At 47.9% G+C, this 18106-nt stretch carries 21 protein-coding genes and 1 other annotated feature; of the genes, 11 read left to right on the top strand and 10 right to left on the bottom strand.

Annotated elements, in window-relative coordinates:
• Positions 1 to 71: 71 nt before the first annotated feature.
• The 3 genes from PJK55_RS11905 (at position 72) to PJK55_RS11895 (ending at position 1889) form a co-directional block, all read left to right on the top strand.
• The gene (locus PJK55_RS11905) at positions 72 to 263 is read left to right on the top strand and encodes a hypothetical protein (RefSeq protein ID WP_224862903.1); all 192 of its coding nucleotides are present in this window, start codon (positions 72 to 74) and stop codon (positions 261 to 263) included.
• An 86-nt stretch (positions 264 to 349) separates the two neighbouring features.
• A complete protein-coding gene (motA, locus tag PJK55_RS11900) occupies positions 350 to 1132 on the top strand; it encodes a flagellar motor stator protein MotA (protein ID WP_074034258.1) in 783 nt (260 codons plus the stop codon).
• Entirely contained in the window at positions 1110 to 1889 is a 780-nt protein-coding gene (locus tag PJK55_RS11895) for a flagellar motor protein MotB (protein ID WP_271305946.1), read from the top strand. The genes motA and PJK55_RS11895 overlap by 23 nt, the downstream gene beginning before the upstream one ends.
• Positions 1890 to 1921: 32 nt before the next feature.
• Here the strand turns inward: PJK55_RS11895 and PJK55_RS11890 are convergent, their stop codons facing one another.
• The 4 genes from PJK55_RS11890 to PJK55_RS11875 form a co-directional block, all read right to left on the bottom strand.
• Entirely contained in the window at positions 1922 to 3346 is a 1425-nt protein-coding gene (locus PJK55_RS11890; protein WP_214746981.1) for a dihydrolipoyl dehydrogenase family protein, read from the bottom strand.
• Entirely contained in the window at positions 3343 to 3708 is a 366-nt protein-coding gene (locus PJK55_RS11885; protein ID WP_214695922.1) for a DUF1499 domain-containing protein, read from the bottom strand. The genes PJK55_RS11890 and PJK55_RS11885 overlap by 4 nt, the downstream gene beginning before the upstream one ends.
• A 66-nt stretch (positions 3709 to 3774) precedes the next feature.
• Positions 3775 to 5154 carry a sensor histidine kinase gene (locus tag PJK55_RS11880; RefSeq protein WP_214695920.1) on the bottom strand — a complete coding sequence of 460 codons (1380 nt, stop codon included), beginning with the start codon at positions 5152 to 5154 and terminating at the stop codon, positions 3775 to 3777.
• Positions 5151 to 5843 carry a response regulator transcription factor gene (locus PJK55_RS11875; protein WP_026824524.1) on the bottom strand — a complete coding sequence of 231 codons (693 nt, stop codon included), beginning with the start codon at positions 5841 to 5843 and terminating at the stop codon, positions 5151 to 5153. Before PJK55_RS11875 ends, PJK55_RS11880 begins: the two co-directional genes overlap by 4 nt.
• Positions 5844 to 5968: 125 nt before the next feature.
• Between PJK55_RS11875 and PJK55_RS11870 the strand changes: the two genes are divergently transcribed.
• Both PJK55_RS11870 and PJK55_RS11865 read left to right on the top strand, forming a co-directional pair.
• Positions 5969 to 6790 carry a Cof-type HAD-IIB family hydrolase gene (locus tag PJK55_RS11870; protein WP_271305945.1) on the top strand — a complete coding sequence of 274 codons (822 nt, stop codon included), beginning with the start codon at positions 5969 to 5971 and terminating at the stop codon, positions 6788 to 6790.
• A 30-nt stretch (positions 6791 to 6820) separates the two neighbouring features.
• Positions 6821 to 7819, top strand: coding sequence for an alpha/beta hydrolase (locus tag PJK55_RS11865; RefSeq protein WP_214695910.1), 999 nt, complete (start codon positions 6821 to 6823; stop codon positions 7817 to 7819).
• Between the two features lie 44 nt (positions 7820 to 7863).
• Here PJK55_RS11865 and PJK55_RS11860 read toward each other — a convergent pair whose 3' ends face one another.
• The 4 genes from PJK55_RS11860 to PJK55_RS11845 all read right to left on the bottom strand — a co-directional run bounded on the left by PJK55_RS11860 (position 7864) and on the right by PJK55_RS11845 (position 11751).
• Positions 7864 to 9423 carry an aromatic amino acid hydroxylase gene (locus PJK55_RS11860; protein ID WP_271305944.1) on the bottom strand — a complete coding sequence of 520 codons (1560 nt, stop codon included), beginning with the start codon at positions 9421 to 9423 and terminating at the stop codon, positions 7864 to 7866.
• A gap of 45 nt (positions 9424 to 9468) precedes the next feature.
• Positions 9469 to 9662, bottom strand: a binding site (T-box leader).
• Between the two features lie 143 nt (positions 9663 to 9805).
• Positions 9806 to 10483, bottom strand: a complete 678-nt coding sequence (locus PJK55_RS11855; RefSeq protein WP_271305943.1) for a uracil-DNA glycosylase — start codon at positions 10481 to 10483, stop codon at positions 9806 to 9808.
• 79 nt (positions 10484 to 10562) lie between these two features.
• Entirely contained in the window at positions 10563 to 11198 is a 636-nt protein-coding gene (locus PJK55_RS11850) for an FMN-dependent NADH-azoreductase (RefSeq protein WP_015880490.1), read from the bottom strand.
• Between the two features lie 121 nt (positions 11199 to 11319).
• The gene (locus PJK55_RS11845; RefSeq protein ID WP_214746962.1) at positions 11320 to 11751 is read right to left on the bottom strand and encodes a MarR family winged helix-turn-helix transcriptional regulator; all 432 of its coding nucleotides are present in this window, start codon (positions 11749 to 11751) and stop codon (positions 11320 to 11322) included.
• 159 nt (positions 11752 to 11910) lie between these two features.
• On the opposite strand from PJK55_RS11845, the gene PJK55_RS11840 reads away from it, so the two are divergent.
• The 3 genes from PJK55_RS11840 (at position 11911) to PJK55_RS11830 (ending at position 13882) form a co-directional block, all read left to right on the top strand.
• Positions 11911 to 12285, top strand: coding sequence for a hypothetical protein (locus PJK55_RS11840; RefSeq protein WP_074034233.1), 375 nt, complete (start codon positions 11911 to 11913; stop codon positions 12283 to 12285).
• Between the two features lie 130 nt (positions 12286 to 12415).
• Positions 12416 to 13300, top strand: coding sequence for a diacylglycerol/lipid kinase family protein (locus PJK55_RS11835; protein WP_271305942.1), 885 nt, complete (start codon positions 12416 to 12418; stop codon positions 13298 to 13300).
• Positions 13301 to 13357: 57 nt separating this feature from the next.
• Complete coding sequence (locus PJK55_RS11830; protein ID WP_214785655.1) at positions 13358 to 13882, top strand: GNAT family N-acetyltransferase; 525 nt, start codon at positions 13358 to 13360, stop codon at positions 13880 to 13882.
• A 34-nt stretch (positions 13883 to 13916) separates the two neighbouring features.
• Here the strand turns inward: PJK55_RS11830 and cbpA are convergent, their stop codons facing one another.
• Entirely contained in the window at positions 13917 to 14552 is a 636-nt protein-coding gene (gene cbpA / locus PJK55_RS11825; protein ID WP_214695898.1) for a cyclic di-AMP binding protein CbpA, read from the bottom strand.
• Positions 14553 to 14738: 186 nt separating this feature from the next.
• Here cbpA and pdxK point away from each other — a divergent pair, with 186 nt between their 5' ends.
• From pdxK to bshB2, 3 genes are read left to right on the top strand one after another with little or no spacing between them, the layout of a single operon-like run.
• Positions 14739 to 15563 carry a pyridoxine/pyridoxal/pyridoxamine kinase gene (gene pdxK, locus PJK55_RS11820; protein ID WP_214785603.1) on the top strand — a complete coding sequence of 275 codons (825 nt, stop codon included), beginning with the start codon at positions 14739 to 14741 and terminating at the stop codon, positions 15561 to 15563.
• A gap of 55 nt (positions 15564 to 15618) precedes the next feature.
• Positions 15619 to 15990 (top strand): YojF family protein, encoded by a 372-nt coding sequence (locus tag PJK55_RS11815; protein WP_214695888.1) that lies wholly within the window; start codon positions 15619 to 15621, stop codon positions 15988 to 15990.
• Positions 15987 to 16637, top strand: a complete 651-nt coding sequence (gene bshB2 / locus PJK55_RS11810; RefSeq protein WP_271305941.1) for a bacillithiol biosynthesis deacetylase BshB2 — start codon at positions 15987 to 15989, stop codon at positions 16635 to 16637. Before PJK55_RS11815 ends, bshB2 begins: the two co-directional genes overlap by 4 nt.
• Before the next feature lie 271 nt (positions 16638 to 16908).
• On the opposite strand, the gene PJK55_RS11805 is transcribed toward bshB2, so the two are convergent.
• Positions 16909 to 17994, bottom strand: a complete 1086-nt coding sequence (locus tag PJK55_RS11805; RefSeq protein WP_271305940.1) for an MFS transporter — start codon at positions 17992 to 17994, stop codon at positions 16909 to 16911.
• Between the last annotated feature and the right edge of the window lie 112 nt (positions 17995 to 18106).

Raw genomic sequence — 18106 nt, 5'->3', positions numbered from 1 at the left:
TGTTGAGGAGGTTGAATGAAACCGTGGACCCTAGTACGGTAGATCATTCGATAGAGGATGTCTCGCGAAGGTTGGAGCGACAATCACAATGTATGCCCGCTCACCTTTATTTTCAGCTAGAAGAGTTACTCAATTGGTCACTTGAGCAAGAAGTCGTGAATCAATTGTACGCATTGTTAAAAAAATACGACGTATTAACCGATATAGAGCGTGAAGAACGAAACATCAGCATTCAAATGCTGATTGATGAAAACGGCGCTTAATCATCGGGAACGCATGTTGCGGGAGACGAGTAGCGTCTCTCGCTTTTTTTGTCCTGATTTATTTCGGAAAGGTGGAAAACAAAGACATGGATGTCGTTACGTTAGTCGGGCTCATACTCGGGTTCCTCACCCTCGTTGGTGGAATGTTATTAAAAGGAGCGGGTATCGCACCGCTGATCAACCCTGCCGCAATCGTTATCATTTTCGTCGGTACAGCTGCTGCGGTCAGTATCGCCGTATCGAAAGAACAGCTTCAAAATGTACCGAAGTTATTTAAAATCTTGTTCAAAAAACAAGAACTCCCAAGTAAATCTGGATTGCTTACACAATTTGTCGATTTATCGACGCAAGCTCGGAAAGAGGGACTCTTATCCCTAGAAACAGCACTCGAACAAGTCGAAGAACCATTTTTACGCCAAGGCATGATGATGGTCATCGACGGTCAACCTTCTGAGTATATTGCGGAAGTCATGTCACGGGACATCGAAAACATGGAACAGCGTCATAAGGCGAACGCCGACATCTTCACCCAGGCCGGGACATATGCGCCGACGCTCGGGGTACTCGGAGCCGTTATCGGATTGATTGCCGCCCTGAAAGATTTGTCGGATATCGAAAAACTCGGACACGCCATTTCTGCAGCCTTCGTTGCAACACTATTCGGGATTTTCACCGGGTACGTACTTTGGTTCCCGTTTGCCAATAAATTAAAGCAGTATTCGAAGAGCGAAGTCGTCATCAAAGAAATGATGATTGAAGGGATTTTATCGATTCAAAGCGGTGAATCTCCAAAAACGTTAGAAGATAAGCTGTCTGTGTATTTGTCTCCAAAGGAGCGAGCTGACTATGAAACGCAAAAAGAAGCATGATCATGAAGAACACATTCCAGAAGGTTGGCTCATTCCTTACGCCGACTTATTGACGCTCTTACTCGCGCTCTTCATCGTATTGTTCGCATCGAGTAACATCGACCAGACGAAGCTAGAGAAAATGTCGCGCTCGTTCAACCAAGTATTCTCTGGAGGCGTCAGTGTCTTCCAAGCTTCGACCGCCTCAAACAGCGACATCAGTCGGACAGATAACACGAATACGACCGCCAATCCGCGCACGTACGAGCTCGCTCAGCTCGATGAGTTGAAAGAAGATGTGAACCAATACATTAAGAAGAACGGGTTAGAGAGCCAAATTAAAGCGACGATTAACTCCAGTGGTCTCGTCTTAACGATTCAAGACCGCGCCCTCTTCAACTTAGGAGAGGCGACACTTGATGCCGATGCTCAAAATGTGGCTCAAAACATCAGTCAAATCTTAGAGAAGGCTGGAAAGCGAGAAATTGTCGTCTCTGGTCATACGGATAACATCCCCATCAACACGGCCCGCTTCCCATCGAACTGGGAGCTCAGTTCAGCACGTGCGACGGCATTCATGCGTGGATTATTGACGAATGATGCATTGAACCCGGCTCAGTTTACACTCGCAAGTTACGGGGAATTCAAACCAATCGCCACGAACGACACAGAAGAAGGTCGTTCGAAAAACCGACGTGTCGAAGTGTTAATTAAACCGCTCGTCGACTTATCGGAGGGCGAACCGAAGATGATTGAAACGATCACCTTACCGAACTAAAATCACCCACTCAAACGAGTGGGTGATTTGTGTTATTGCGTCAATTTGAAGTAACGTCTCGCTAGTTCTGTGAGCGGACTTTCAAACAAGCGTTTCCGCCAGTAGAGATCTGTCACTTTCTTCACCGCTTCACTGCGCGATGGGTAAGGATAAATCATTCGTGACAACTTGCCGATCTTATCGCCGCGTTGCATCGCATAGACGACGATTTGCATCCAGTCGCCAGCTGACTCACCAACCGCATGTGCCCCGATAATCTTTCCATTTTTCTTCGTGATGACTTTGACAAAGCCCGCCTCTTGGCGTTCGGCGATGAAACGGTCCACTTCTGACAGTTTCGCTTCATATGTCTCGATGTCATCCCCGTAACGCTCACGCGCTTCTTTCTCCGTCATCCCAACGTGAAATACTTCAGGATCTGTGAACGTGATCCAAGGAAGCTTACTGTAATCTACCTTGTTCCATAGTCCAAACAGTGCGTTTGCGACAACGGCTTTCCCTTCTTCGCCAGCCGCGTGTGTGAACGGTAACGTCTTGATCGTATCGCCAATCGCAAAGATATGCGGCTGTGACGTCCGATACGAAGAGGAGACATCGATGTATCCTTTCGTAACTTGAACGTTTGCACGATCGAGACGAAGCGCGTCGATGCGTGGCACACGCCCTGTCGCCATGAGCAGTTTATCTGCTTCATATTCGACTGTCTCGCCGTCCACCTCTGTCGTGACACGAATGCGACCGTCGACTTCATCGACCCGGTTGACCTTCACGCCGATTTTTAAGCGCATCGCCATCTCGAGTTGAGATTTTAGGTAAGTTGAGACGTCCTCATCTTCTTTTGGCAAGAACGCATCCTGTGCCTCGAGTACCGTAACTTGCGAGCCGAGTCGAACAAACGATTGTGCTAGCTCGAGGCCGACTGTCCCGGCACCGATGACAATGAGGCTTTCCGGAAGCGTCTCTTCTTCAAAAACCGTCTCGTTCGTTAAGTATGGGACTTGATCCAATCCGTCGATTGGAGGGACTGTCGGTTTTGAACCGGTTGAGATGACGAATTTTTTTCCAATCAATAAATCGTCCCCGACTTTCAATTCTGTCGGGCTTTGGAAAGAAGCCTCTCCGATGTACACGTCGACCCCAATCTTTTCAAAACGTTCTGTCCCATCATGGTCTTGGATAATGGCGCGCGCCTTGTCGACTCGTGCTTTCGACATTTGATAATGCTCGCCTCCATTGAATTCTGTTCCGAGAACACGCGCTGCGCGCATCATCGCATTCGCTTCTTTCGAGGCGGCAATCAATGCTTTCGACGGGACACATCCGACGTGTAGACAGTCGCCACCTAAATGTTTGTTCTTTTCAACAAGCGCGACTTTCGCGCCTAAGTTCGCTGCTCCTGCTGCTACCGTCATCCCAGCGGCACCGCCACCGATGACAATCAACTGATAGTCCTTCATCGAATCAACCTCCGGTATCGTTCACTCACATCTTCCATCCGTTTTCGGTTCACGCCAAAGTCTGAATAGCCGACACGTGACGCAGACCGAAATTCGACTTGTTGAGTGGAATCATCAAATAGAAAATTCACATCATCTTTAAAACGCATCACTTTCGAGGTCACCACATAATGAAGGCCCTCATCTGTTTCTTTGATCAGTTCGGCCCGTGGCAATTGGTTCATTGCCATCTTGATCGCTTCAATTGATTGGCCGCGACTCCCCGCATATGGGAGCGGAGACATGCGTAACTCTTCAATCGAGGTTTGCGTCGAGACGGCATTTGGACTTCCTTTTAACGGCTTCAATGACTGATTGGCCATAACAAAAACCTCCCTCATTCTACATACATCTATATATGTAGCCTGAATTCGGGAGGTTTAACCCTATTAATGTAGTTCGCTCGGGTCGAGAGGTAATAAAACCGTCACGGTCGTCCCGTGTCCGACCTCACTCTCGATGACGAGTTTTCCTTCATGTGCCTCAATCAACTCTTTGGAGATGGCGAGTCCGAGACCGCTACTCCCTTCCGTCACATGGGCCTGATAGAACATTTCGGTGATACGCTGCAAATGCTCACGTGAGATACCAGGACCTTCATCGATGATCGAGATGAAGGCGACACGTTCTGATTGAACGAAACGGATGGTCAATGTCCCGCCATCCGGTGAAAAGCGAATCGCATTCTCAAGAATGTTCAGGAACACTTGTTTCAATCGATTCTCATCAAATAGCCCGACTGACTTTTGAGGATAACGTTCGATGAGTGTAATGCCTTTGTCTTCGAGCGACTGCTTTAACTGCAACGTCACTTTTCGTAACAAGGAGACTAAATCGAGTTCCTGACGATACAAGACCAATCGACTCTCTTCGATTTTTGTGTAATCGAGAAGCTGCTCGACGAGACCGATCATACGCTCCGTTTCTGAATGAATGATGCTTAAACCAAGCTCCGTTTCTTCAGACAACTTCTCATCGCCACCTCGAATTGTCTCCGTCCATCCTTTAATCGATGTGAGCGGTGTCCGCAATTCATGGGAGACGCTCGAGAGAAACTCATTACGTGTCGACTGGTGCTGCTGTACTTTCGCACCTAAATACGTGAGTGTCCGAGCCAATGCCCCAAGCTCATGTTTCTCATTCGACTCCACAGCGACGTCGAAATCACCTTGAGCCATCTCATCCGCCGTTTCGATGATTTGACGAATCGGACGGACGAAACGATCAGCAATGCGAATGACCGTATAGAGTGCGAGTAACCAGATGAGGACACCAATCATGACGACGGTCATCCAAATCTCACGAATCAGCGTGTCTAGGTCTTCGAGCGGGCGTGTAAAGCTAATCGCAAACTCTGACGTATCGTTCGTCATAATCGGACTGGTGACCGATAAGTAATGCTCGTCACCGACGTCATAGTCCTGAACGACCGACTCACCTCGTGACAGCTCTTGTAATTGTTCTTGTGAAAAAGATGCCTGCCTGGTCCGTTGTCCCGTCGTTTTAACAATTGAACCGCTCTGGTCGACAATCGTCAAATCGGTTCCGGGATATCCGAATGTCCGGACGAGAACGGAAAAGGCACTCGGCGTCTCAAACCCGACTTGGGCTTGAGGATATAAATATGCACTCGTGGTCGCATGACTGAGTAACGCTTCCGACTCATACTCGTAATAGTATCGATATGTCCCGTAAGACAAGACACTGACGAGTAAAAGCAAGACGATCGTCACGACAATCATCATGCGAATGACTAACTGTTGTTTCATGCTTCATGTCTCCGCCATTTATATCCGTGACCCCATAATGTTTCAATATAAATCGGATGACTCGGGTCATCTTCGATTTTTTGACGCAAGCGACGAATGTTAACGTCGACGGTCTTGCGGTCACCGAAGTAGTTGACGCCCCATACGGCATCGAGTAGTGCATCACGCGATAAAACAATTTCCTCATTTTGAACAAGATGACAAATCAAGTCATACTCGGTCGGCGTCAAATCGATCGATTGACCGTACTTCGTCACTTGCTTCGCCGCAAGATCAATCGCGAACGGTCCTGACTTCAACCGCTTCGAGTCTTTTCGTTTCACTTTTTCGACGCGGCGTAGCAACGCTTGAATGCGTGCTACCAATTCGCCTGGACTGAACGGTTTGGCGATATAATCGTCCGCCCCTTTTCCGAGGCCTTCGATTTTATCTTCTTCGAGCGTCCGTGCCGTCAACATGATAATCCCGACGTTTTCATCGATATCTCGAATGGCCGCACATGCCTCGAACCCGTCCATCTCCGGCATCATAACGTCTAATAAGACGACATCGAACGGTTCACGGTCAAATGCGGTGACCGCCTCTCGTCCATTCGTCGCCTCAAACACATCGAAACCGGCTCGTTTTAAATTCACAATAATGAAGCTGCGAATCGCATGCTCGTCCTCAGCTACTAAAATTCGATTCATATTTACACCTCTTCTAGAGTTCACTTCTCTACATTATAGTTACGTTTTTGCGACAAGGTTGTCAATTGACCTTAAAAAGGTTTAGGATGGAGTCATTAGATTCTGAAGGAGGACCCCCTACTACTATGAGTTACAAGATGATTGTATTGGATATGGATGATACGCTCCTCACGAGCGACCATACGATTTCCCCTAAAACAAAAGAAGCACTTCTCGATGCGCAAGAGCGCGGCTATAAAGTCGTGCTCGCGAGTGGCCGACCAACGTTTGCGATGTGGGATGCAGCCCGTGAATTAGAACTTGCGAAGTACGGTAGCTTCATCTTATCGTTCAACGGTGCATCGGTCATCAATTGCGCGACGAACGAGGAAATTTTCTCGAGTACGCTTCAACCGGACACAGTCGCCCATCTCCATGATATCAGTGAACGGGAAGGAATCGCGATTCATACGTACGTCGGTAACGAAATCGTAACCGATCGCCCGAACCCGTATACGGATATCGAAGGTGAATTGACAGGTATGCCGGTCGTTCATGTCGATAACTTTAAAGAAGCTGTGACTGCACCTGTCGTTAAATGTTTGATGCTTGCCGATGGTGACACGCTTGCTCCGATTGAGACGAAGCTTCAAGAAGAGTTGGCTGGAAAATTGGCCGTCGCTCGTTCAAAACCGTTCTTCCTAGAGTTCACGGAAGCCGGTGTCACAAAAGGGACAAGCCTCGCTTTCCTAGCAGATCAACTCGGCATCGCCCAGAAAGAAGTCATCGCTTGCGGTGATGGAAACAATGACTTGACGATGATTGAATGGGCAGGTCTCGGTGTTGCGATGGGTAACGCCAATACGACAGTCAAAGGGAAAGCAGACTTCATTACGAAGTCAAACAACGAAGACGGAATTGCGCATGTCATCGAGACATACATGGCGGACGTACTCGTCACGCAATAAGCTTCTGGTTGGAGAAAGGGAGGAAGTAAGATGAATAAAGGGTTGAAACGCGCTGGAGTCGGGCTGATTGGAACAGCGGTCGCGGGAGCGGCTTATGTTTTCCTTTCGCCTAAACCAGCAACACGTTTAATCAAAACTTCGTTCGCAGGGGGGAACGAAGTGGAGATGAAGGGATTCGAGGAAGTCGTTCAAAAGACGTCTGTCCGAAAAGACATCGACTACTTGTCTTCTTATGACAACGGGACGTTTGATTTGATTCGCTATGAAGGCGACCGAAAACCTGTCCCAACAATCTTTTGGGTGCATGGTGGCTCATTCGTCGGTGGTGATAAATCTGACGTCTTAAAATACGCCACCTCGATTGCGAGTAACGGCTACAACGTCGTCAGTATCAACTACGCGCTTGCGCCAGATGTAACGTATCCGACACCACTTCAGCAAATGGAAGAAGCGTATGCATTCATCGCTGAAAACAACGATCGATTCCGTCTCGATTTGGACCGCGTCTTTTTCGCGGGTGATTCGAACGGTGGACAGCTCGTTGCACAGTTTGTCGGGATTCAGTTGAATGACGACTACTCGCCTTCGGCCGAAGTCAGACAAGTTGTACCGAAATCGTCTATCCTTGGAACCATCTTATTGTCTGCACCATTCGACTTGAAGCGTTCATGGCTCGAATCATCGAAATCTGTGAACCGCTTCTTGTTCAAACGCATCGGTTGGGCTTATTTCGGCACATACAACTGGGAAACACTCCCGGTCGTCGCTGAAGCTTCGCCGCTCGTCAACGTACCTGCTACATTCGTGCCGACGTTTATCGCTGACGGAAACGACCATTCGTTTGAAGATCAGGCGAAAGAATTTGCAACAATTCTCTCAGGTCGAACGGATGTGACGACTGTATTTTATGACCGGAACGAACACGAACTCGGTCATAACTATTACTTCGAAATGGACCGCCCGGCGGCAAATTCGACGTATCGCCGTCTGATCACGTTCTTACGTGAAACGACGAATCAATCCGTATAAAAAATAAGCGACGTTCTCTGTTCGGAGAACGTCGCTTATTTTCGTTAGCGCAACAGTTCGAACGCGCGTCCAATCAATTCATTTCGAGAAGGAGATGTATGACGAAGTGCTTCAAGTCGATCAATCACGGCCTGCTTCAATTCCTCGTCTTCTACTAACTCCAGACATTCAATGTGTAACAACCACGCATCTGGATGCTCGGATAAAATGTCTGGAACGAGACCATCAATCGATTCGCCGCGTTCACGCATGAGGTGAATGCGATTGAACATCGGGTCATCTTTCGTCCATACACGTTCATCCCGTTCGATGATCACCGGTTTTTCAATGATCGTCAATTCTTCCACCGTCGTCCCAGGGAAGACCGATGGAAGTGAATCGACGCGTACTTCGAGTGAATCGAGTGAAATCGTCCGTCCTTCTAGTTGAACGATCACCCCTTCGAGCATGTCCGATGCACATGCTTGACGAAGGGTCATTCCGTCCTCGAGGAGATCATCGCGGTCTAGCGCAGATTCTGTGTCATGGACAATGAGAAGTCCGTGACGTTCTCGTTTCGTCAACTGACCATTTTTTACGACTGTGCACTCATCCCATTGGATGAGCGTATGTTCCTTCGATTCTGTCATGTGGCGAACGATGCCGACACGTTCTGAACCGTCCTCGAGTCGAATCGTCGATTGACTTCCCGACGCCAATGCTTTTGTGACCGATTCAACCCCACCTTTTCGAATGGCCATTCTTCCTTCTAATTCATCTAAAACGGAAGAAAGCGTCTCAAAGTCTGGAATGACGAATAGTTCTTTTTGCATATTCGTCACGTCTTGCTTCGTCTGTAGCGCATGCTCCAAATCAAATGGATGTTTGACGACCGCATCGGTCAGACAGTGACGGCTTTCACCGACAGATGACAAGAGGCCCGCCCCGTAAATCATCGGATTCTCAAGGTCACCAATCAATCCAAATTCAACCGTCCACCAAAAGATGCGTGCGACTTGTTGTGCCTCTGAAAAACCGGTCACTTGCGCTTTCGCTTCGTGTACCGCTCGTTCTGCCGCCTCGATGTCTTGTTCCGTTGAGTTGGCGTTCTCTTTCACGATCGTCAAGCGTTTCAACGCCGCGAACGAAGCATGCTCTTCTCGGTTCATGAACGCCTTCGCCCCTAGTTGACCGAAACGTTTGACGATTGCCGAGAACGTTGGGTCCATCAACATCGGCGCGTGACCTGCTGCCTCATGAATGATGTCAGGTGCTGGACTGTATAAGATATTCTCGACTTTTCGAATGTCCGTCGCGACCGGCAACATTCCGTTTCCTTGGAAATCAAAGAAAGCAACGCCTGGGATGAGTCCATCCACTGCGACAGTCGACCATCCCGCTGCCCGCATCTCATCCGTCATCTGTTCGACGTTCGGTAATCGGTCTGGTCCCATTCCTGTCCGTTTTAAACCTTCGATGTAAAACGGGTGCGCTTTTCCTTCTAACGTATGCAGATTCAAGCTTAAAACGAAGCGCCAGACGGCATGATCCGTTGGTGTGTATTCATTGTAAAACTGCGGTGAAATATGTGGGGCAAGATGTGTTGGAATCGATTGTGTCAACATGTGAAGTCCTCCTTTAAAGTCAAAAAAATCCCTATCGATTCAATCGATAGGGACGACAAAGCCGCGGTACCACCCTAGTTGCTAGAGATTATCTAGCCGCTTATTCCGATAACGGGGGACCGCTCAATCATGAGAGCTCGGGAACTGTAATTCGATTCATCTTTTGGGCGTGTTCGCAGCACCACACGCTCTCTGGGCCAGGGAAGATGTCTCTACTTCGGTTCCTTCTTCGCTTCTACTACGTATTCATTTCTCTATCTTTTATACAGTTATGCTGTTATGCATATATGCTTTTAAGCACTAAAGTGACGTCTTGTTAGTTACTGTACCAAAGGTTTTTCGACGCGTCAACAAAAAACAGTCTACGAATTTTCGTAGACTGTCAAAGACACCAATCAATCGGGGACTGTCCCCACTCGTTTAAAGCGTCATTCACTTGAGAAAACGGCTTTGATCCAAAGAATCCACGATGGGATGATAGTGGGCTCGGATGAACGGACGTGAGCACTTGATGCTGTTCTCCAATCCATTTCATTTTCTTCTTGGCGTCATTCCCCCAAAGGATGAATACGATGGGCTCTTCACGACTCCCTAGTCGCTCAATCACCGAGTCGGTAAATTGTTCCCATCCTTTCCCACGATGCGAGCCCGCCTTTCCCGCTTCGACCGTCAGCGCTGTATTCAAGAGGAGGACTCCTTGTTTCGCCCATTTTTCTAAATTCCCACTCTTCGGAATGTCACACCCGACGTCGTCCTTTAGTTCTTGAAAGATATTTCGTAACGACGGTGGGAAACGCACCCCATCCTGTACCGAAAAACTGAGACCATGCGCTTGGTTTGGTCCGTGATACGGATCTTGCCCTAAAATCACGCATTTCACGTCACTAAATTTCGTGTAAATAAATGCGTTCCAAATGTCTTCCCGGTTTGGGTACACCGTCGTCTCTTCATACGCTTGATTGACGAACTGTTTCAACTGTTGAAAATAAGGCTGACTCATCTCGTCTTGAATGATGTCTGTCCAATCCCCAAGCAATCGACTCGATAACTGTTCTCCCATTGCATACTCCCCTTTCCCTTTGTATGATACCCAAAATGCGAGCATACAAAAAGACGAGCCAGCCGACTCGTCTTTCGCATTATACCGTTACTGCGCCTGCAACTTCTTTCGCAAGTGCTTCTGCTTTCGCTTTCGCGTCTGCAACGATTTCTTCGATTTTGTCTGGGTATTGGTTCATTCCTTCAACCGCTACCGTCGTCACTTCAGAAACACCGACGAACGCGAGCGCTTGGCGAAGGTATGCGTCTGCAAAGTTAAGGTCTGTCCCTGTGTAGATTCCACCTGTCCCTTGGATGTGGATCGCTTGTTTGTTTTCAAGCAAGCCGACAGGACCTTGCTCCGTGTAACGGAACGTTTTACCCGCCATGAGGACGCTGTCGAGGAACATTTTCATGCGTGCTGGGAAGAAGAAGTTCCACATTGGCGTTGCGAATACATAAAGGTCCGCTTCCATGAACTTCTCGAGCATGCCGCTCATTGTGCCTACTTTTTTCGCTTCCACGTCAGTGAGTGCTTCGCCTGATGCGAATTTTCCCCATGCGCTGAGCACGTCTCCATCGATTTCTTGTACATCGACATCGTAGAGTTCGATTGCTTCTACTTCGATTGATGCGTTTTCAGCCTTGAGTGTTGATACGAATGTTTCTGCAACTTGTTTGCTGTATGAAAGTTCAGTTGGTTTCGGGTTAGCCGATACATATAATACTTTAGTCATCGTGTAATCCTCCATTTGGGTAATCTCTAATTTTTTTCAATAACAGTTAGAACTATATCATCTGTATATCTCATCGTCAATTATTTTAACTTCAAGATATTAACGAAAAAAGCAACGGGCTTTATTTGCCCGCTGCGTTATAACCGACTCGTTTCAATAACGAAATCAATTGTTCCGTCTCTTCATCGCTTAACGGTCCGTATATATCTTTAAAGATTTCGATGTGCTGTGGATAGACGACATCCATGAGCGCCTTCCCATCCTCTGTTAACGAGGCGTATGTGACGCGACGGTCGGACGGACAGGCGATTCGTTCAATCAGCCCACGCTTTTCCAACTTGTCGATCACGTATGTCACGCTACCACTCGTAATCAAAATCTGGTCCCCGATTTGTTGTAACGGGGTATCTCCTCGTTTATACAAAACGGATAAAACACCGAACTCTGTTGAATTTAACTGGTGGCGTCGTAAATCTTCTTTCACACGATCGCTGATGGCATCCATCGTTCGTGCGAGAACGACCCATGCCTTCAATTCAAGGGATTCAATCATGTCGGTTTCACCTCAATTCGTTCATCATATATCACTAGTATAGCAGGACTTATGCAGTATAAGCCGGGAAAAATACTTCGTCAAGGAACTTCTTCATTGTCGCGTATGTCGGAAACGTTTAGAATGGTAGTATTGTGATTTTAAGAAAGGGTGGACCGTATGCGTGAGTATTACGAAATTTCATTGACGATTAAACGGGAGTTTTTGCATGCTGTCATCGATTTGTTGAATCGGGAAGGCATCGCACCGGACTATGCGCTCGAAAAGGAAGGCGCGGTCTTTTTATTGTTCAATCATTTACCTTGGCCAAACGTGACCCGTGAACCGCACGCCGTGGAACGTTTCTTGTTGACGTTGAAGCGATCGGATTATTTATTCGTCAAAACGAAACGTAAATCACCGGTCCCCGACCATGAACCGGTCGCCTGCATGGGCGCCCTCGTTTCTCCGTTTCATGAACATCTGCGTATCGAACTCGCAGTGGATGAGTCTGAAGCGAGTCATTTAGATATGTCCGCATTCCGTCATTATTAAACGAACGACATGTTCCAATCCCCATGAAAATCAGCAAAAGTGCTGACGATCATGGGGATTTTTTAGGAGTAATCGATTTCGCAGACGGGAATAAAGGACAGTATTCGAACCGAAAAGGAGATATGTTGGAATGGACACAGTCATGTTAATCGTCAATCCATCCTCAGGAAAAGAATTGGGGGAACAACACGCGACACATGCCGAGGAAGTGTTGCGTGAACGATATGGACACGTCGATGTCCGCTTCACCGAGAAAGAACAGGATGCGACGAACTTTGCACGAGAAGCAGCAGAAAAACAATATAAGGCCGTCATTGCGATGGGTGGGGACGGAACGTTGAACGAAGCGGTCACCGGACTTGCGGAAGCGCCTCATCGTCCTGATTTTGGACTCATCCCGCTCGGTACGGTCAATGACCTTGCCCGCGCACTTGGTGTACCAAATGATCCAAAAAAAGCGATTGAAGCTCTTCGTAACGCTGAACCGACACCGATGGATATCGGAAAATATGAGAACGGCTATTTTATGAACGTCATTGCCATTGGTCTCATTGCCGAGGCGGTCGATGAAGTGAGCGTGGAAGAAAAGACAAAGTGGGGGCCATTCGCCTATCTAATTGAAGGCGTGAAGGCGTTCCGCGAACATAGTCCTTATGCGTTGTCGATTGAAAGTGAGGACGGTCAATTTGATGGCGAAGCTTATCTCGTCGTCATCGCCTTGACGAACTCGGTCGGAGGATTTGAGAATTTCGAACCGGACGCGCGACTGAATGACGGTCTATTGCACGTCTATATTTTTGAAGAACTCGGTCTAAAAGACGCACTTCAATTAACGCCTGCCCTGTTCACGGGAAAATTAAAGGAAACGGACAGCGTCACGTCATTCTGTACGACACGGGTGAAAGTCAACTCGCCTGAATCCCTTCCTGTAAATGCAGATGGTGACACAGGTGGTACGTTGCCATTTACATTTGAAATTTTACCGAGTCATTTGAACGTATTGAAGCCCGTATAAGAGAAGGACTTTCATGAATGAAACCGAATGTTAACAAGCGAGAGAGGAGAATGACCTATCAACATCTCGCTTGTTCCACTTACAACAGCATCCGACGAAATCGTCGAGACATTCAATCGCTGGAATAATGACCCACAAATCGTGCATTTGATTCGTCCGAGTCGGTCTGAAGAAGAATTGACCGCTCATTATGAGATGACGGTCGAAGATTTAGAGGATCGTCTTCTGACACATGATATTTTTCTCATTTATGCAGACGACCATCTCGTCGGTGAAATGAACGTCATGTATGACCCCCCTCATCTGTACCGTCAAGAACCTGGTACGGCGTGGCTCGGGTTTGTCATCGGGGAATCCGTAGGACGCGGCAAAGGCGTGGGCACGGAGTCCCTTCGTTTACTGGAGGAGAAACTGCGGGCGCAGGGGACGCCTCGCATGGAGCTCGGCGTGTTCGCCTTCAATCACACGGCCCATCGACTCTATACGAAACTCGGTTATGAAGAAATCGGACGAATTGAGCACTTCACTTACTGGGACGGTCAATTCTGGTCCGACATCCGGATGGAAAAACGACTCAACTAAAAAGCCCTTTCACGTGGTGTGAAAGGGCTTTGACTTAGTTGTTCAAGTTCTCGACTTCGACGATTCGGAAGCCTTTTTGTTCAAGCTTGGCAACAACTTTGTTCTTCATGTCTTCTTCGCAATCCGGTGGTAACGTCACGAGTACGCGACGCAACACCTTACTTTTTGCATCAAGCGTCATCAAGCTTGCGATTGACGTATACTTGTTCACGATTTTTGTAATCTTCTCGAGCGCTCCTGCCTGTTCGCTCAAGGCAATCGTCAAGACGTAACTACCTGTGTCACGACTCCATGCCTCTTCGAGCATCCCAAGCATCTTCCCGTGCGGAAGAATACCATAAAACTCATTGCTCTCATCTTTCAATACAGCAATGTATGGCAATTCTTTGATCGAGAAAAAGACTTCGAAGAAGCCGTCGGATTCATGAACGTATTTTTGCGTATTTTTAATGAGCGTCATCACATTATCGTCCATGTTTTCCCCGTTCATTCCATGACGATAAATATGCATCTTATAAATGTTACCGCGGAAAAATTTCCCCGTCTCGTCTAAAACAGGCACACAACGATATCCTGTTTCTTCAAGCGTATGAAGCGCTTCCCGCAAGGTTGCCTTTTCACTGATTGTGACAACATCTTTCTTCGGGATACATAAGCTATGCACTAACATGCGTTTTCCTCCCAGCCAATAATAAAGTGGTCTACACCCTATTTATTATTATTCCCCAAATATGATGAACATCCTGCATACTTTTTCTGAAAAGTTATGAACACTTCTTGTAATCCTTGCATTTGTCGGAATACGAAAAAGTCGTTATAGTGAAACTATCCAAACAGACAAAGGGGATGGACGATTATGACGATGAAAAAAGCATTGACGATTGCCGGTTCTGATACGAGCGGTGGCGCGGGTATCCAAGCCGACCTCAAAACGATGGAAGAACTCGGTGTGTACGGTATGACAGCTTTGACTGTCATTGTGGCACAAGATCCACACAACGCATGGAATCACGAAGTTTTTCCAATCGACACGACATTGATTGAGAAGCAAATCGATACGGTACTCGCTGGGATTGGAGTCGATGCAGTGAAGACGGGAATGCTCCCGACTCCTGAAATCATCGAACTCGCAGCACGTAAGATTAAAGAATACGGAATCGAGAATGCCGTCGTCGATCCGGTCATGGCTTGTAAAGGTGCGGATGAGATTCTTGACCCGAACGTTGCGGTCGCGATGCGTCAACATCTCGTACCAGTTGCCAAAATCATCACTCCAAACTTATTCGAGGCGCGTATGCTCGCTGGCCTCGATAAAACACCATCGACGATGGACGAAATCAAAGAAGCGGCTCGTCTCATCCATGAGCTTGGCGCTGAGATCGTCATCGTCAAAGTCGGCGGCAAACTTGGTTTCGACACAGCATTCGACGTCTTGTATGACGGAAACGAATTCCGTCTGCTTGAAAGTGAAAAAATCGAGCCAGCGTTCACACACGGCGGTGGATGCACGTTCTCTTCTGCCATCGCGGCTTCTCTCGCAAACGGCCATACGGTCGAAGAAGCGATTGAAATCGGAAAAGAATTTATCACAGAAGCAGTTCGTCACTCGTTCCGTCTCAACCAATACGTCGGACCGACGAACCATACGGGATACCGTAAAAAAGTAGCAACACAATCGTAAACAGATGACCCGGAACGTGACGTTTCGGGTCATCCTTTCCATTGGAGGGACAGACGTGAAAGCGATTCAACCTGATCACATTCAGCAATATTTAGACAATCACGTCGCAACACCACTTTTCGTGCATGTCGAGACGACAAATGGTGCCTATGCGACACATAACGACCCGGATTTTCATAACGCCGGGATGTTTATCCGTAATGCCAAAATCGAATATAGCATCGGCCAAATCAAAGGAAACGGGCCTTATCGGGTCGGTTTAAAACTTGATCACGGTTGGCTCTATGTAGAAGGATTGACCGACTACGAGGTGCATGGCGAACAGTTATTACTCGCTGGTCACGATCGACTCGGTCGACTGGCCTGTGCGCTGCATATCGATATCAAACCGCTCCCGCAAGGAGCATCGGAGGTGGAGAATCAATGAATGGACCATTACTCGTCATTTTCCCACACCCGGACGATGAGGCATTCAGCTCGGCCGGAACGATTATCCAACATCGTCAAAAAGGACTCCCGGTCACGTATGTCTGCTTAACACTGGGCGAGATGGGACGCAACATGGGTTCTCCCATCTTTACAACGCGTGAGGAGCTACCTAAAATTCGAAAGCATGAACTTGAAGAAGCTTGTCGGATGATGGGCATCGAGGACCTGCGCATGTGGGGACTTCGTGATAAAACCGTTGAATTTGAGGACGAGGCAGAGCTCGCTGGTCGCTTCCGCTCCTTGATTGACGAAGTGAAGCCGGAGACGGTCATCTCGTTCTATCCAGGATATGCCGTTCACCCGGACCATGAAGCGACAGCTCGTGCTGTCGTACGAGCACTTCAGGAGATGGGAGAGTCACGCCCTGAGTTTTTAGGTGTCGCCTTCGATCGCCGCACAGAAGAAGAACTCGGACAACCTCACGTGATCGTCGATGTGACGGAAGAGAGCGAGCAGAAAAAAGCCTCCCTCTTTGCTCATCGTTCTCAGACGGAAGGTCTACTTCGCGCGATTGACAACGCAGAAAACGCCCACGTCATGGAGTTACTCCAACGTGAGCGCTTCTATCATTATCCGTTCTCATGATTCATAGGCTAGGCGGGTCATATAAAGTAATGCCCCAACGGTCCCAAGACCGATTAACGTTCCGAATACTACAACGATTTGTCCCATGTTTTCACCTCTTCTAGACTATACGAACGTTTCTATGGATTGGTTTCAAACAGCGCATCCCTTTCAGGGTGTGCTGTTTTTATGTATTCGATTTGATTATTTTAAGCATACACTTCTCCTCACCATCTTGCGTCCGTCTTAAGACGTAAAAACAGGCATGGCTTATGGCCCATGCCTGTGAGAATTATCGTGCAGTCGCATGAACGACCCACACAACAAGCCCAATCATTGAAAACGCCAAAAATAGCGACGCTGTCGTCCCTATGATAAAGACAACCCCTAATCCGAGAATGCCAAGATGCCACAGCATCGAGACAGACGATTCCGTCGTCGCTCGAATGGATGAAGGAACTTGATGGTGCAAAAGTCCATAATAGAGCGGCTCCATCGCCCCATATAGAAGTGCCAACAATCCCATGACACCAATTCCGATTGGACTCGGAAATAAGCCGATGAAGAGAAACCCGCCACCCATCACCCAACCGAATTGTTTCAACCAACGTTCCGAAGGCGCAACACGCACGATGGTTCCTGCGAACAGTTGTCCAGGTAACTGGATCAAGAGCAACCCACTTGAAATGACACCGAACCAATAAATCGGAACGGACACATCGCGAGCGTACAGTTGCCAAAATTCATCGATGAAGTTAAAAGCGGATACCGCTGCCAAAAAACTGATTGTGACATAACGAAGTTGTCGGTTTGACCAAATGAATCGGAACCCTTTGAACAAATGCCGCCACGTCAAACGTTCCTCCCGCTCTCGATGAGTCGGTTCCACGAGAAATACACTACATAGTGTCGCCATCATCAAACTCAAAATCGAGATTCCATAGTTCCACTCCAAAGGAAGGTACTGAGCCAACATACTACCACTCAATGCCGCCACCACAGCGGCCACAATCCCAATCGCGTTCAGCTTCCCAAGAACCCGTTCGAATGACGAAGCTTCATGACTTTCTTGTAAGGACTCGTATAGCAGCGCATTCTCTGCCCCACTTCGAATGACCGACCCAACGGCCGAACAGCTGATGGCGACAAAGAAACCCGTGAACGTGAACGAATACAAAATGACGATAAACGACAGCCATTCTAACGTGACACCGATTTGGACAAGTCGACGCCGTGCCGTATGATCCGCCCATACACCAGTCGGTACTTCGAACAGAACGATGATGAGCGCATATACCATCTCTAAATAAACGACTTCCTGAATGGAGATGCCTCGTGACTCCCAGAACAGCCGTTCAATCACGTATGCGGGAATCAAGCCTTCAAACCAACGAATCCATCCTAATCGGACAACGTTTCGACGAACTTAACTAGGTGAACGTGCTCGTTTTCTCATTTGAATCTCCTCCTTACTTGTCTATTCCCGAAAA

This window comes from Exiguobacterium sp. MMG028, from assembly GCF_027947425.1.
Lineage (GTDB): Bacteria > Bacillota > Bacilli > Exiguobacteriales > Exiguobacteriaceae > Exiguobacterium > Exiguobacterium aestuarii_A.
Note: the sequence above shows the minus strand (reverse complement) of the source record. Positions and strands in the feature narration are given on the sequence as shown.

Coding starts and splice junctions, on each gene's coding strand:
- motA (WP_074034258.1), top strand. CDS start 350: ATGGATGTCGTTACGTTAGTCGGGCTCATACTCGGGTTCCTCACCCTC.
- PJK55_RS11845 (WP_214746962.1), bottom strand. CDS start 11,751: ATGATTGAATCCCTTGAATTGAAGGCATGGGTCGTTCTCGCACGAACG.
- PJK55_RS11835 (WP_271305942.1), top strand. CDS start 12,416: ATGGACACAGTCATGTTAATCGTCAATCCATCCTCAGGAAAAGAATTG.
- PJK55_RS11855 (WP_271305943.1), bottom strand. CDS start 10,483: ATGGGAGAACAGTTATCGAGTCGATTGCTTGGGGATTGGACAGACATC.
- PJK55_RS11880 (WP_214695920.1), bottom strand. CDS start 5,154: ATGAAACAACAGTTAGTCATTCGCATGATGATTGTCGTGACGATCGTC.
- PJK55_RS11875 (WP_026824524.1), bottom strand. CDS start 5,843: ATGAATCGAATTTTAGTAGCTGAGGACGAGCATGCGATTCGCAGCTTC.
- PJK55_RS11870 (WP_271305945.1), top strand. CDS start 5,969: ATGAGTTACAAGATGATTGTATTGGATATGGATGATACGCTCCTCACG.
- PJK55_RS11885 (WP_214695922.1), bottom strand. CDS start 3,708: ATGGCCAATCAGTCATTGAAGCCGTTAAAAGGAAGTCCAAATGCCGTC.
- PJK55_RS11860 (WP_271305944.1), bottom strand. CDS start 9,423: ATGTTGACACAATCGATTCCAACACATCTTGCCCCACATATTTCACCG.
- PJK55_RS11890 (WP_214746981.1), bottom strand. CDS start 3,346: ATGAAGGACTATCAGTTGATTGTCATCGGTGGCGGTGCCGCTGGGATG.
- cbpA (WP_214695898.1), bottom strand. CDS start 14,552: ATGTTAGTGCATAGCTTATGTATCCCGAAGAAAGATGTTGTCACAATC.
- PJK55_RS11865 (WP_214695910.1), top strand. CDS start 6,821: ATGAATAAAGGGTTGAAACGCGCTGGAGTCGGGCTGATTGGAACAGCG.
- PJK55_RS11850 (WP_015880490.1), bottom strand. CDS start 11,198: ATGACTAAAGTATTATATGTATCGGCTAACCCGAAACCAACTGAACTT.
- bshB2 (WP_271305941.1), top strand. CDS start 15,987: ATGAATGGACCATTACTCGTCATTTTCCCACACCCGGACGATGAGGCA.
- PJK55_RS11895 (WP_271305946.1), top strand. CDS start 1,110: ATGAAACGCAAAAAGAAGCATGATCATGAAGAACACATTCCAGAAGGT.
- PJK55_RS11840 (WP_074034233.1), top strand. CDS start 11,911: ATGCGTGAGTATTACGAAATTTCATTGACGATTAAACGGGAGTTTTTG.
- pdxK (WP_214785603.1), top strand. CDS start 14,739: ATGACGATGAAAAAAGCATTGACGATTGCCGGTTCTGATACGAGCGGT.